The following is a 14,533-nucleotide window of genomic DNA, read 5'->3' on the forward strand; positions in this document are numbered from 1 at the left end:
GTGTCTAGACGAGATAGGCTTATGCAAGGTGAAGCCGCTAAACAACGTGTATTGAGCGGCATGTACTCTCAGCCGGAGGCATCCGTATCCAGTTCCTTAAGCAGAAAGGATCGTTTAAAACCGCCGGAGGAAATTGCACAGGTAAGAGCAGGCATCGATCCTGCTGTTCGCGCAATGGCTCCAGAACTGTTCGATCCATTCAAGCAAGCGGATATCGTCAGGGATCGATTTGCACCGGCTCCTGCACCTGTAAGCACGCCTTCAGTCGTTGCAAAACCTGCTCAAATTCCTCAGTCCTTTGTGGATATTCAGACGCAAAGGGATCAGCTATTTCCTCCTGTTCAAGCACAGTTGAGCCCGGTACTGTCCGAGCTTAGCGGTATAGAGGCGAAACAAGAATGGCAGTATCAACCAGATATCCCGATGTCTCGGAAAGAGTGGCTCCTGAACCAGAAGGATCAGCGTGCAGCAAATGTCGTTCCTGGTTATGAGGGATTGGCGAAAGTATCCGAGATCCCGGCGACCGCTATCGATTACGCGCAGGCATACATTCCTGGCTTAAGTGACTTTCAGCGCGGCGCAGGCAGTGCGCTAAACGTTGAAACGGATACAGCTCCTTCTAGCGGTCCTGCGATAATCAGCAAGCCTGCAGAAGTCGCGGGCATGCTGGCGGGTGCGGTAACCAACCCAAGTAATATAAGTCAGGGGCTTGTCTCTGCACCGTATCAGGTGGGTAAAGCGTTAGGTTTAAGCAAAGCAGTACAGAACCTAAAACGAGGCAGAGGTATTGCACAGCGCGCCGTAGAGGGCGCAACAGCTGGAGCCATTCAGGGCGGCGTGATCAGTGGTGTTCGTGGTGAGACGGATGCAGGCGAGTTGGCTCGTAACATAGGAATTGGTGCAGTACTTGGCGGAGTCGGTGACGTAGCGATCGCTGGTATCGGGGCTGGCATCAGGCGGCTACGGCCTGACCGAAATGTACAGCCAATTGCACAACCGGTCGCACAAAGCGCAGAGCCTTTAGCTTTGCCAGCTCCTCGCCAAAGAGGGAACGTCAACACGGCAGAGAGCATAGAGACAATCACGCCAGAATATACGTTTGGCTTGCCTTCTCCTACCAAAAGCTCCTTACGTCAACCGGCTCGAGGAGTTGGAAAAGGCGTTGCTCAGCAAACAAAAGAGCCAGTTGTGCTGGATGAACTGCTTAGATCGAAAGGATATGACGAGACGACGCCGGAGAGCATTGCACAAGTCTACAACACAAAGAAGTGGTATCACGGCACAGGGACTGACTCCTTAACCGCTGATACTCTTAACCCTTTTGTAGGCAGCCATGAATCCTTGTTCGGGCAAGGTGTTTACCTGACAGACAATCCGAATATCGCAAAAGGTTACGCCAAAAGCAGAGGCAGGAAAAACGGGAAACCGACCACTTATGAATCAAACGTGGATATCGATCGCGTCATCGATTTGGAGAGACCAGCCACGCCAGATGTGGCTGCAGCTTTAGGGAAGTCGGTAAAGTCGCTTGATCATTCATTTAATTACCATTTTGAAGAGCCGAACCATTTTACTCAGCTAATCGAAACGGAAATTAATAATGGTTCAACAGTCGAACAGATTATTCAAAAGCTCCGAAAGGAAGTCGAGGATTTTTCTCATGAAGCAGAGCTCCCGACAAATGAGTTTGTCGAAGACTTTCAGGAGCTCGCTATTAATCTTAAGCAGGCAGGTTATGACGGGTTAACCCATACAGGAGGACACAGGACGGGCAATGAAGCCCACCGTGTCCTTATTTTATTGGACCCTCAGAATTGGGAAGGGGGCCGAGCGGAAAAAGCTGTAAGCCGCTTTGAAAAGCGTAAACCTCAAACGATCCCAAGAGTAAAAGAAGCGGCTAAACTGCTTCGTTCGCGTAAAGATGGTCCGGTTTCTCAGGCAGTTGCACCAGTTGAACGCGTCGGTAGGGCTCCTGAAGCTGATAAGCCGAAGAGTCGACTAGATCAAGCTGGCGAGAGGCTCAATCACAAGCGCATTGATATTACAGAGGAAGTCGACAACCTCAAAGCTAAAGCGGCCACACCTGAGGAAGAGGTCGACGAGATCCTGCAGGCCGTTAATAAGCCGCGGATTCGTGATCGAGTTTATACCTATCTCGATGAGCAGGAAGCAGCGGCACGCAAACGCATTGCAGGCAAACGTAACCGACTTTCCGCTAACCCTCTCGATGAGTGGGCCGATCATTCCATCATTATGGCGGCGAAGCTCGGCAAAGGAACGATAAAGGCTGCTGACTTCACGGAGGAGCTTGTGAAAGAGTTCGGCGAATCGATACGTCCAAACGCAGATAAGATCTTCAGGCGGACTAAGGAAGAGCTCCGTAAGCAGGAGCGTTTGGCCAGCGAGGAAGGGCTGCGTGCAGAGAACTTCAACAACAGCGGTAAAGGTGATGCGGATTCTTTCGCCGATAAGATCAGTCGGGATGCAAAAGCGAAGAAAAAGCCGCCGCTTAGCGAGAGGATGGCACGCTGGCGAACACAGCTTGTTGACGATATGGCCCCGCTTGAGGATCTGGAGCGGCGCGTCACCGGCAGCGTTGCGAGTGCCGAAGATAGCTTGTATAAGACAGCGCGCCTGTATAGAGGCGTTCCAGAGCGAGCATATCAAGTCGTTGAATCGCGTATTAAAGCGTTGGCCGACATGGCGAAAAAGGCTGGTCACACAACGGATGAGCTGGGCGAGTATGCGTTGGCCAAGCATGCACAGGACGTGAATTCCGCAGGATACAAGTCGGGCTTTACGAATAAAGAGATCGACGAGGTACTTGCGAAATACAAGTCACCTGAAATGGACGCCGCGCAGCAGGCACTTATCCAGGTGAGCAAGGACATGATGCAGGAGCTCGTGGACAGCGGAGTTGTCAGCAAGCAGCTCGCGGAGACGCTGGGCGAGCGCTGGAAAAACTATGTGCCGTTGTTTAGGGCTTTTGACGACGATAAAGTCGAATTCGGCACAGGCATTTCTAAGGCACTAACAAACGTGGCCACGCCGATCAAGTCGCTAACCGGTTCGGAACGTAAAGTCGTTGACCCACTGGAGAACTTGGTTAAAAACGTGTTCCAATCCATTTCGGCTGTGGAGCGTAATAAGATCGGGACGCAGCTGGCCAAGCTTGCTGATCTGGACGAGGCTGGCCAGTTTGTTCGCAAGTTAGACGACGGGGAGCTTGTTGGCCGCAAGAATGTTGTGAATGTGAAAGTAGATGGCGAGAACGTCCCGTATGAAGTAGAGCCAGAGGTATACAAGGCGCTGATGCAGATGGAGAAAGAAACGGCCAATGCTTTTATCAACGGATTGTCCATGCCTACGTCGCTGCTTCGTGCCGGCGCGACACTAACGCCGGAGTTCTCTTTGCGTAACCCAATGCGTGATATCGTGGCTGCTTTCGTCAACAGTGATTCTGGATTTAACCCTGTGACCGATTTTACAGCAGGATTAGTCCAAACCATCAAGAAAGGTCCGCTATACAAAGATTGGATCGATAACCTGGGCGCTTACGGCAATATTCTCTCCATGGATCGAGTGACACACCGCAAAGCCTTGGAGAAGGTGTTCAAAGAGCCGGCTTCCAAGCAGTTTGTTAACGTGGTGTCGGGTCGTAGTTTAATCAGAATGCTACGCTACATCACAGATGTAACAGAGTCTGCCACGAAGGTTGGTGAGTATAGAGCGGCACTCCGGAAAGGGGCAAGTCCGCAGGAGGCTGCATACCGCTCTAGGGATCTGATGGACTTTGCGAGGTCAGGAGGAAGTGTACGCCAGGCGAACAAGGTGGTCGCTTTCCTGAACGCGAATATCCAAGGTAAATCAAAGCTATACCGCACATTTAAAGAGCATCCAGTTCGCTCGAGCGCAAGAGCATTTGCCGCCATCACGGCACCGACAATTGCCGCTTATGCAGTTAACGCTCTGCTGGCCAATGACACCCAGAAGCGTACTATTTCTGAAGCTCCGAATTGGATGCGGGATTCGTTTTGGTTGATTGCCGTACCGGGGACGGATGTGGTGGCCAGGCTGCCGAAACCATTTGACTTGGCGCCGGTGTTTGCGAATCTGCCAGAGCGTGCGATGGACTTTGTACGAGATAAGGATCCGAAGGCACTGGACGGCTACTTGTCGCGCTCACTATCCAGTGGGTCGCTACCGTATCAGATTACGGCGCTCATGCCGATGCTGGAGGCGATGTCCGGATATTCGCATTTTATGGAGTCCGATATTGTGCCGCAGCGAGAGCAAGGGCTTAAGCGGCGTGATCAGTACGACCCGGTCCGCACATCGGAGCTGGCGCGGGGGTTGGCCCGAGTCGCTGAGTTTGTCACGCAGGAAAAAGGACCGTTCAAAAACCTAGCATCGCCGCGAGTCATGGACAATACGCTACGGGGGTACACCGCCGGTCTTGGCTCCTATGCAACGGATGCCATCGATCTAATCCTAGGCAGATCCGGACTGACTGACAGGCCGAACGCACCAGAGAAACGACTGGAGCAACAGCCGCTTGTTCGAGCATTTACGGTTGACCCCCTGATCAGTGGCAAGTCGATGGATGCTGTTTACAAGGAGAAAGATCGTTTGAGCAGGGAAAAAGAGTCCAGTAAGCTGAACAAAACACCGTTTGCCGAGAATAAGAAGCTGAAGCAGCTTGAGAGTGCTACAGGCTCAATTGGCGACTTGAGTAAGCAGATTCGCGAGATTGAACGCGATAGCAAAATATCCAGCAGAGAAAAGCGCGAAAAGATTGAGGTTCTAACGCGTAAGCGCAATGAGATTGCTAAAGATGCAGCAGATAAAATTAACCAATAGCTCCGCTTCGGCGGGGCTATTTATTTTGAGGAGGCGGTCAGAGTGACCAAAGGACAAGGGATTTGGACAACAATTGGAGCTATATTCGTACCAATATTTGAATTTTTATACGGAGCAGGTGAAGCAGTGCTAACGTCAATGATCGCACTAACTTTCTTTATTGTAATGGATTGGCTCAGTGGAATTAGGGCGGCCACGAAGGATAGGAGCTATGCCAGCCATTATGGGATCGATGGCATATTCCGTTCATTCTTCATGCTGATGCTTCCAGCCGGTGGGCATTTTCTTGATCTCGTATTTAACTTGCCAGGTATCTTGTTTGGCGCGCTGACTGCGGGGCTACTCTACCATATCATTAAGTCGATGATCGCAAACGCCATTCGAGCTGGTTGGGGCGACTGGCTGCCGATTAATGTTCTTGAGGCTGTTTTGAAGTGGGTGGGCTCTGAACTTGATAAGAAGATCGAGAGGGCTGCACAGCGTGGCGGTGTAACAGAGGAGGCTGGCAAAGATGTCTAATTGGAGCTACGATCCATCATATCGGCTAACCAGTCCATTTGGGGTGCGCATGCATCCCATTTTGCACGTTAACAAGTTTCACCGCGGCGTGGATCTTGTGGTCACGCCTGGTAATGGCCCGCTTTACGCCTTCGTAGCCGGCACAGTCACGCATGCCAAACAAGGCGTAGCCGGCAGCGGCATACCTGCAGAGATGGGTATTGTCGTAGCGATCAAGGACAACAAGGGTTATCTGCACCTGTATGCCCATCTCAGCGCTGCTGTCGTTAAGGTAGGAGAAACGGTAGAACGCGGGCAGATGATCGGCAGGCAAGGCACCACGGGCGCTAGCACGGGCAACCATTTACATTATGAGATTCGCAAGGCTGCCACGCCGTCGTTCGGCTGGACGGCCACGGAGGCGGGAGTCGTTGAGCCAACGAAATATTTGCAGGATTATTATAAAGTCGCGGAGCCGATTAAGGTGCCGTCAAAGGAGAAAGAGCCAATGATGAAAGTTGCAGATGCAAATAAGATCATCGAATTTTTGAAGGCTGGGTATGGGGTAGTTGAAAATGCGGCATCACGGAAGGAATATAACCGCCTGGCTAATGAGCTGCGCAAGGTGAGCGGCCAGAAGGAGCAGTAAATCAAACTTCTGTTCTGTATTGTCAAAAATAGTGGATTGTTGTATATTAATTACAAATCCGAAAGCATCGGTCAAAGAGTCGCATGGCGAAGAACGCCTGCGGCTCTTTTTGCTTTTATAAAGAAGAAGCCGCTTGCGAGTTTAAGATTCGCTAAGCGGCTTGGTTTTAACCGAAGTAAGGTAGCTCCCACGCAGTTACTGTTGCGGATGCTAGAACACCACTGTCATTGAAGACATATACCCATATTTCACTTCCAAGGTTATCCTGCGGCACAACTTTATTTATAAACATTTTTTCTTGGTCACCTACAAATGTATAGTTGACTATACACCCTTTTGTTGCGGACAATACTGCGTGTAAAGAGGATCCGCTAGGAATGTTATTAATTGGAGCCGTCATTCCTTTGAAATCATTAGCCAATAATTCAGGTGAGAGGTTATTATTTACTTGTGTTTCCATAATCAATTCCTCCTTAAACTAGTTTCTGAATTATAGTTACCCGAATCTGATTTATTATACTCGACAAATTGTCTATAAATTTGAAAGCCGCTTGCGAGTTTAAGATTCGCTAAGCACCTTTTCTTCATCAAATTTTCCATTATACAAATCATCAAGTAAGTGAGTCAGCATAATTTTCTTCGCAAGCCACATAAGGATCATCCCGCTGTCGATTCCTTTCGCTTCGTCAAACCTCTCAATCTTCAGGCGTAAATCCTCGGCATTTAGCTCCAGGTGTTCGATTAGCTTTTGTCGATCAATGCTCAAGCTGGGCACCCTCGATATCCTGAATAGCAAACCATTCGCCGTCTACCATGAAGCGGCCTTTTAACTGATCCACTCGATCAACGATGCCGTTAACCTCAAGTTCCTCGGATTCATGAAACATCTTAAGCTTGATTGGCTCTCTCCGCTGCATCGATTCCGCTACAGCTCGTGAAACGTCTTCCCATTCTTGTTCGTCAAGTTGGATCCGCGTACGTTTTTGGCTTTCTTTATCCCAGTCATTTAATGCGACCTTATGTTCAGGCAACATCATCCGGCTACTTTCCCACATGCCGTTACCTTCAAGTTTCTTACGTGATCCAGCATTCATAAGAACACCGTCCTTATAATTGATGTTCATATTATATGCGAACGTACGTTCTTTTATCAAGCGGGTATACATGGAAAATAAAAAGCCTGCTGGGGTTAAACCCCAACAAGCCATGCTAATGAAATGTCTACAGCCAGCAATTAAGTGAGAGTAAAGTATGTTACAAGGCTATAAATGAAGTGGACACCTAAGCTCAGATTCGGGAGCTATTATAATGAAGCTTAAAAAAATCGAGCGGCCTTCCAGAAGACGTATGCATCACGTTGGATATAATGATCGAGGATCACGTGAGTATGATTATCCGTGGGATACATGACGGCATTAAACTAAGCAAAGGTATTGGTGACTGATCTGTGGGAAATATGTGTAACAATATACCCACACCCACATCTTTCCCACATAACGCGTTATAATCGCATTAAAACGCCTAGATTATACTCAATTGCTTAGACATATAGCACAAAGGAATTCTAGAAAAATAAAGGGCTGAATAGATATTTTGATTAAGCTTAGAAAATCAATCCTATATGGACGTGCTGTACCCGTCCGCGCAGTCCGGGTACATGAAAGGTCTCGTCCTCGGAATCCGCGAGGACCTCGACCCCGAGCAGTTCCAGCAGTTTTCGCGGCTTGGCCTTACGCATATACTTGCAATTTCGGGCCTTCACGTCGCGGTTTTTATTTACGCGCTCGGCGGCTTGCTTCGGGCGGCACGGATAAGCCGCGAGAGAATGCTGCTCATTCTCATGCTTTCCGTTCCCCTGTATGTGCTGCTTGCAGGCGCTTCCCCTTCCGTCATTAGAGCCGGTCTTATGTCGGTCTTGGCATTGCTTGCTGCGCGCATCGGAAAGCTGAAGGACGGCCTGCATCTGCTCGCTGCCGCCGCAGTGCTTATGCTTGTGTTCGATCCATTTTTACTCGAAAATGTAAGCTTTCAACTATCGTTTATTGTGACGATCGGCTTGATCGTTGGCGTAAAGCCGATACGTCATGCGATGCCGCAATGGCAAAGGGGGAAGTCGCTGCTGGATTTGGCTGCTGTTACTCTCGTTGCCCAGCTCGTTTCCTTTCCGCTCACGATCTATTATTTCAATCAATTTCACGCTTTATCAATGATAGCTAATTTTGTGCTCGTTCCGTTTATAAGCTTTATTGTTATGCCGCTTGGAGCTGCCACGCTCTTGTTAGGGATTCCTTGGGAGGCAGGAGGCAAACTGCTCGCCTATGCCTCGCAATATGCGAATGATTGGACGTTTGCGCTTGTCGAGCGGTTATCTGGGGTCGATTCGCTTCGAACGATTTGGGCTACCCCGCCGCTCTGGTGGGTAGCGGCTTGGCTGCTGCTGCTTGGCGCTTTATTTCATGTCGTCAGCGTTTGGACAGGGATATTTGCTGATTCGCGTGCCGATGCAGCTGCGGCATTTGAAGAAACAGCGCCGATTGGTGGTGTTTCTGCATACAGGACGCCTTCACCTAATAATAGAGGGGTTAAGACAGCATTATTTTCCCTTATGTTCCTTGCATTTAGTCTGCTCGTCTATGCGTATAAGCCGGATGCATTCAACCATAATGCTTCCGTAAGCTTTATTGATGTCGGACAAGGCGATGCCATACATATCCGAACGGCTAGCGGTAAACAAATTTTGATCGATGGCGGGGGGACGTTATCCTTTCGCAAGGAGGGCGAGGAATGGAGGGAGCGCAGCGACCCATTTGAGATTGGTCAGAAGCTGCTTGTCCCTCTATTAATGAAAAGAGGCGTAAGGGAGATCGATATTCTCGTCATCTCGCATTTGGACAGCGATCATATCCGCGGCTTACAAGCGGTTTTGGACACCATTCCCGTTCGCAGCATATGGTGGAACGGTACCGTTAAGGAAGCGGATGATGCGCAGAAGCTGCTTAGGAAGGCGCTGGCGCTGCAAATACCGATGTATGGCGTGAATGCTGGCTTGGAATATCAGCTCGATCACGAAACTACGATCAACGTTTTGTGGCCGCTGGCGAATACAGATTCTGAAGTTCAACCGCTTGAGGAGCAGAATGAGAGCAGTCTAGTAATGACCGTACGCTTATACCATTCGACCTTCTTATTCTCTGGCGATATAAATTCCGTAACGGAGCGCACAATTATTCGTAATGAACAGAAGAGCATTAATTTGGCTGCCGAGCGGCCCTCAATCTCGATTATGAAGGCTGCCCATCATGGCAGTCGTTTTTCGACGAGCAAGGAGTGGTTGGATTATTGGAGACCTGAAGGTTCCGTAACATCAGTAGGGGCATTTAATAGCTATGGACATCCGCATCCTGACGTTCTGTCCAGACTTGCAGATGCAGGCACGGCTATTTGGCGGACGGACAAGGACGGCGAGATTCGTTTCACCATAACGGACAAAGGATTGTATATGTACAAAAAGCATTAATTCAACAGAAAAAATCTAGATGCTTTAATGGATTTTAATTCGTCCGTATAGGTGCTTTTGGAATAGGTTTATAAGAAATAGATCAAAGGACTTCTGCCTAAACGTGGTATTCGATCAGTTTCTATATACGAGGTACTAGAAATTTGGTATCCTTTGATGTGGAGTTTATTTCGTTTTTATTTCTTCTTAAACGAAGAACATGCTTTTTTTATTCAATAGATGTTTACTAGCAAAACGAATCGTATTCGGTCCCACCAGGGGACAATGGTTTCCAATGGCAATTGTTACTAAAAAAAATATAGTCATTTTTCTGACTAATCTGCAACTTTTACCGCAACCAGTTCGTCAGAATGGTTGCAAGAGAGGGGGATCCTTCGTGGTGGAGCCGGAGCTTATAAGAGCCGCTCAGTCGGGAGATCGCGACGCTTTAATTACTCTATTGCGAGAGATTGAAACGCATGTTTATCGGACAGCCTATTATATATTAAATAACGAACAGGATGCCCTCGATGCAGCGCAGGAAGCGCTCATTCGCATCTACACGAAAATAGGCTCGTACGAGGAAAAAGCGCAGTTTAAAACGTGGATTCAACGTATTGTAACAAACATTTGCATTGATAAGTTTCGGAGAAATAAACCGACCGTCTCAATAGATGAGCATGACATGGTATTCCACGAGAAACAGAATGTGGAGGACGAGGTAATGTCGGCTTATGCTGTTAAAGACATTCAAGCCGCTATCGACAAGCTTCCTGAGCATCATCGTGCGGTTGTCGTCCTTCGGTATTTACAGGATTTCTCTTACAATGAAATTGCAGATTCGCTTGATCTGCCGCTTAACACAGTAAAATCTTATTTGTTCAGAGCTAGGCAACAGCTGCAGTCGTTACTCCATGATTATCAGAAAGGTGGTGTCCGGGGATGAATTGTCAAGAGGTGATGGAATTAATGCAAAGACAGCTAGACGACGATCTCGATGAAAGCGAGAAAGAAGTCTTGATGAGCCATACTAGACAGTGTCCGGACTGTGCAGCTATGTTCGAGCGGCTACAGCTGTTATCCGCCGAGCTTACCAGTTTACCCAAAGTTATACCGAGCTACAGCTTAGTTGATGCCATTATGCCGCAATTGGAGCGTCTTGAGCTCTTTGGACAGTCTGAGCCTAATGCTGAGCCGGTTCCTGCCGTAAAATCAATAGAATCACTGCCTCGCCGTGCGAAGCACGAACGACGTTGGCCGTCCATTCGCATCATGAGCGGCGTAATCGCAGCGGGAATCGTCGCAGGGCTGTTTCTTGTTACGTATAAGCCTGGATCAGCGCCAGACTTAAGCAGTGCTTCTCAATTAGTTGCTAATGAATCGAGTAACGCTGCGGCCGATATGGCGGGCGAAGCGCCTCAAGAGCTTTCTTTAAAAGCAAAAACCGAAGACAAGGCAGCATCATCGGATGTAAGCACGGAAGCAATAAAGAAACAGGGTATTCAGGAAGAGGAATCGATCAACCAGTTTCAAAATGAATTAAAAGGGCAACGTTCAACATCCGCTGGAAACTCGGATTCAGATGCAGGCAGTTCCAATGGTGGCAGTTCAGATGGCAGCAGTTCGAATGGCGACAGTTCAGATACAGGCAAAAGTTCTCCTTCTATCGCTGTTGAGCCGGACAATAATACGAACGGCGGTGCTGGAGGCGGCGAATCGAATTCGTCAGAGGGTTCCAACAGCAAACAAGACAAACCAAGCTTCGGCTTCACATCCACAGATTCTGCTGTTATTTCTCCCGATAGCAAATTTAGCGGGGAAATGGCTGACTTTAGCGTCAAATTGATTGACAAGTCAGATCAGTCTCTTCTGTTTGAATCGCCGCGCAAAAACGGCAAGCTGGCGAATTTGAGCTGGTCAGAGGACAGCTCGAAGCTGACCTATGAGGTTCAAGTGGAGAACGGCGCTATCGAGAAGTATGTCATTGACGTGGCTACTCTTACTGAGCAGAAGGCAGCTCATTGATACAAACGATTAGTAAAAACTTTTGTCAGCTGTTTTTTATTTGAATATTTCGCACACATTCATCCGCTAATGCGTATATTATTAGCAACGAGAGTGTCTGCGATGAAGCCATAGCGTCGTATGACCATCCGCAGGGCGGCACCATGGGCCTGCCTGCGAATGTTTATATAGATGTTCGGCAAAGGGATGAAGCCTAGAAACGGCTCATCCCTTTGTTGCCGTTTAAATGAATTTACTGGTGACGAGGTGAAGGTATGGATGCGAAGGAAGCATTAAAGGAAATAAAGGGCGGCCGCTTTCGACCAATCTATGTGCTGTATGGCAAAGATCGTTACCGATTGCAGCAGTTTATAAACATCCTGACAGAAGCGATGTTTACAGCTGAGGAACGCGAGCTCGGCATCGTTAAGTTTGATACGGCTGAAACCTCGATTGATGAAGCTGTTCTTGAAGCAGAGACATCTCCGTTTTTCGTGCAGCGCAAGCTTATTCTGATTAGGGATGCAACCGTGCTTTGTGCTGGAGGCAAAGAAGGGGGCAAGCTTGAGCATCGCCCTGAGAAGCTTATTCAGTACATGGAGTATCCATCAGAGTCGTCGATCATCGTTATTTCCGTAAATGCGGAGAAGCTGGACGAGAGACGAAAGCTCGTTAAGACATTAAAGGAACGCAATTCGCTAGTCCCTTTCCCTGAACTGGATGCCGCACAGCTCAAGCAGTGGATGATCAAGCGTGCAACGGAGCAAAAGCGCACGCTTTCGTTAGATGCCGCAGATTTGCTGCTCTCTCGTGCAGGAGCTAATATGCAGCAGCTGTCGCAAGAGGTGGACAAGCTTTGTTTGCATGCGGGTACAGGCGGCACCATTGATGTGGAAACAGCATCGCTCCTTACAGCTGCAACCGTCGAGGAGGACGTATTTGCTCTTGTTGACGCAATTGCAGAGCTGCGTATTGATCATGCGATACGATTGTATAGAGAGCTTCTCGTGCGACGAGAAGAGCCAATCAAGATCGCTGCGCTTATCGCAAGACAATTGAGAATTATGCTGCAAATTAAAGAGCTGGAGCAGCATCAATATTCACCGCAGCAAATGGCCGGTCAGTTAGGCTTGCATCCTTATGCCGTTAAGCTTGCAGCGGAGAAGAGCAGGAAGTTTCAAGTGGCAAGGCTTGGCAGGCTGCTTGCCTCGCTCGCAGACCTGGATTATCAAATGAAAACAGGCGCCATTGACAAAACATTAGGCTTAGAGCTGTATTTACTTTCACTCGGCATGGAGAAGGGCGCGTAGCGCTGTCTCCAAAGCCGTTTTTTTTGTTTATAGATACAAAAAAAGCTTCACTGCTCAGAGAGCGGTGGAGCTTTTTTCAATGATAAACGCGCTTCCATCGTCCGAAGGACGAAGTCAGCCGTTTATGCGGGTATCATGCTTAGGCTTGAGCCGAAAGGGCATTAAGTCTTTTAGCAAGACGTGATTTTTTGCGGGAAGCCGCATTTTTATGAATCAGGCCTTTAGTTGCTGCTTTGTCCAATTTTTTCGTTGCAGCGATAAGAGCTGCTTTAGCAGCATCTACATCAGTGCCAGCGATAGCTTGGTCAGCAGATTTAACGGCCGAACGAAGTGCGGATTTTTGGGATGCATTCAAAGCACGACGCTTTTCACTTGTTTTAACGCGTTTAATCGCGGATTTAATATTTGGCATGGAATTCACCTCCTAAACTGTTTACAACGGTTCATATACATAATAAACCTAGACAACACAACTTAAAATATATTATCATGCCGATGCCCAAAAAGCAATAGCAGGAAGAGTCATGTTAAAGCAGCCCTCTTTGTGAGAGAAGAAGTGACGGAGAGTATGAAATAAAACCATCTGCAAACAATAACGTTAGAACATGCGTATGAAGGGAGAATGAGCAGTGGAGAACGAGCTTGATCTGCAGAAATACAATGTTAGAACCGATTTGGCGCTAGAGGCCAAGGAGATGGCAGAGGCGCCAAACGGCGGGCCGATCCCAGGTATTCAATCGGAAACAACAGAGGATGACGGCATTACCATTACACAGCTCCAAGTTCAAAATGAACAGGGCTCTCAGGCGATCGGAAAAATGCAGGGGAATTATGTGACCATCGAGGTGCCAGGACTGCGAAATGGCGATACGGGTCTTCAAGATCGCGTTGCAACACATTTCGCCAAGCACTTTGAAGCATTTCTTGAACGATTGTCCATCAGCAAAACAGCGCGCGTTCTCATTGTCGGTTTGGGTAACTGGAATGTTACGCCGGATGCGCTCGGACCAATCGTCGTAGAGAACGTGATGGTAACGCGCCATTATTTTGAGCTTATGCCTGACCAAGTGGCGCCCGGCTACCGGCCAGTAAGCGCAGTTGCGCCAGGAGTGCTTGGCATTACGGGAATCGAATCCAGCGAAATTGTACACGGCATCGTTGAGAAAACGAAGCCGGATCTTGTCATTGCCATAGATGCGCTTGCCTCGAAAGCGGTAGAGCGGGTCAATACAACGATCCAAATTGCGGATACGGGCATTCATCCGGGCTCTGGCATCGGCAATAAACGCAAAGGGCTGACGCAGGAGATTTTAGGCGTGCCCGTTATTGCGATCGGCGTTCCTACTGTTGTTTACGCCTCAACGATTGTCAATAACACACTTGAAATGATGAGCAGCCACTTTAAGCAGCAAAGCGCCAATTCCGATCAAATTATGGGCCTAGTGAATCAGATGGAGGAAAACGAGCGCTTGCAGCTAGTTAGAGAGGTGCTGAGCCCGCTCGGTCATGATCTATTGGTTACACCTAAGGAAATCGACGAATTTATTGAGGATATTGCAAATATTATTGCCAGCGGACTTAACGCTTCGCTTCACGAGGCCGTTGATTCAAGCAATGTAGCTGCGTACACCCATTAAGCGCAAGCTTTTCATATCTTCACTGCGGAGCTGTCTCTCGAGGTTATCGACCTTGAAGGACAGTTTCTTTTTTTTGCAA

General features: G+C 48.5%; 12 protein-coding genes. 8 read left to right on the forward strand and 4 right to left on the reverse strand.

Annotated features, from left to right (window positions below; genetic code table 11):
- Genes AC1TPC_RS11255 through AC1TPC_RS11265 form a run of 3 tightly spaced genes read left to right on the forward strand, consistent with a single transcriptional unit; the run spans nucleotide 1 to nucleotide 6,007 of the window.
- Nucleotides 1-4,860, forward strand: coding sequence for an LPD38 domain-containing protein (locus tag AC1TPC_RS11255; protein WP_482066956.1), 4,860 nt, complete (start codon nucleotides 1-3; stop codon nucleotides 4,858-4,860).
- Between the two features lie 42 nt (nucleotides 4,861-4,902).
- On the forward strand, nucleotides 4,903-5,379 hold the full coding sequence (locus AC1TPC_RS11260; protein WP_482066957.1) for a phage holin family protein: 477 nt from the start codon (nucleotides 4,903-4,905) through the stop codon (nucleotides 5,377-5,379).
- A complete protein-coding gene (locus tag AC1TPC_RS11265; RefSeq protein ID WP_482066958.1) occupies nucleotides 5,372-6,007 on the forward strand; it encodes a M23 family metallopeptidase in 636 nt (211 codons plus the stop codon). Before AC1TPC_RS11260 ends, AC1TPC_RS11265 begins: the two co-directional genes overlap by 8 nt.
- Nucleotides 6,008-6,173: 166 nt before the next feature.
- Here the strand turns inward: AC1TPC_RS11265 and AC1TPC_RS11270 are convergent, their stop codons facing one another.
- The 3 genes from AC1TPC_RS11270 to AC1TPC_RS11280 form a co-directional block, all read right to left on the reverse strand.
- A complete protein-coding gene (locus tag AC1TPC_RS11270) occupies nucleotides 6,174-6,467 on the reverse strand; it encodes a hypothetical protein (protein ID WP_482066959.1) in 294 nt (97 codons plus the stop codon).
- A gap of 99 nt (nucleotides 6,468-6,566) precedes the next feature.
- Nucleotides 6,567-6,773 (reverse strand): hypothetical protein, encoded by a 207-nt coding sequence (locus AC1TPC_RS11275; RefSeq protein ID WP_482066960.1) that lies wholly within the window; start codon nucleotides 6,771-6,773, stop codon nucleotides 6,567-6,569.
- A complete protein-coding gene (locus AC1TPC_RS11280) occupies nucleotides 6,763-7,101 on the reverse strand; it encodes a YolD-like family protein (RefSeq protein ID WP_482066961.1) in 339 nt (112 codons plus the stop codon). The genes AC1TPC_RS11275 and AC1TPC_RS11280 overlap by 11 nt, the downstream gene beginning before the upstream one ends.
- A gap of 527 nt (nucleotides 7,102-7,628) precedes the next feature.
- Here AC1TPC_RS11280 and AC1TPC_RS11285 point away from each other — a divergent pair.
- The 4 genes from AC1TPC_RS11285 to holA all read left to right on the forward strand — a co-directional run bounded on the left by AC1TPC_RS11285 (nucleotide 7,629) and on the right by holA (nucleotide 12,817).
- Nucleotides 7,629-9,524, forward strand: a complete 1,896-nt coding sequence (locus AC1TPC_RS11285) for a DNA internalization-related competence protein ComEC/Rec2 (protein WP_482066962.1) — start codon at nucleotides 7,629-7,631, stop codon at nucleotides 9,522-9,524.
- Nucleotides 9,525-9,900: 376 nt separating this feature from the next.
- Nucleotides 9,901-10,449 carry an RNA polymerase sigma factor gene (locus AC1TPC_RS11290; protein WP_169081998.1) on the forward strand — a complete coding sequence of 183 codons (549 nt, stop codon included), beginning with the start codon at nucleotides 9,901-9,903 and terminating at the stop codon, nucleotides 10,447-10,449.
- Nucleotides 10,446-11,528, forward strand: a complete 1,083-nt coding sequence (locus tag AC1TPC_RS11295; RefSeq protein ID WP_482066963.1) for an anti-sigma factor — start codon at nucleotides 10,446-10,448, stop codon at nucleotides 11,526-11,528. The genes AC1TPC_RS11290 and AC1TPC_RS11295 overlap by 4 nt, the downstream gene beginning before the upstream one ends.
- A gap of 254 nt (nucleotides 11,529-11,782) precedes the next feature.
- Entirely contained in the window at nucleotides 11,783-12,817 is a 1,035-nt protein-coding gene (gene holA, locus AC1TPC_RS11300; RefSeq protein ID WP_482066964.1) for a DNA polymerase III subunit delta, read from the forward strand.
- A 139-nt stretch (nucleotides 12,818-12,956) separates the two neighbouring features.
- On the opposite strand, the gene rpsT is transcribed toward holA, so the two are convergent.
- The gene (gene rpsT / locus AC1TPC_RS11305) at nucleotides 12,957-13,229 is read right to left on the reverse strand and encodes a 30S ribosomal protein S20 (protein ID WP_053376847.1); all 273 of its coding nucleotides are present in this window, start codon (nucleotides 13,227-13,229) and stop codon (nucleotides 12,957-12,959) included.
- 217 nt (nucleotides 13,230-13,446) lie between these two features.
- Here rpsT and gpr point away from each other — a divergent pair, with 217 nt between their 5' ends.
- Complete coding sequence (gene gpr, locus AC1TPC_RS11310) at nucleotides 13,447-14,454, forward strand: GPR endopeptidase (protein WP_482066965.1); 1,008 nt, start codon at nucleotides 13,447-13,449, stop codon at nucleotides 14,452-14,454.
- The last annotated feature ends 79 nt before the right edge of the window (nucleotides 14,455-14,533 follow it).

It is taken from the genome of Paenibacillus sp. Y280, from assembly GCF_056786335.1.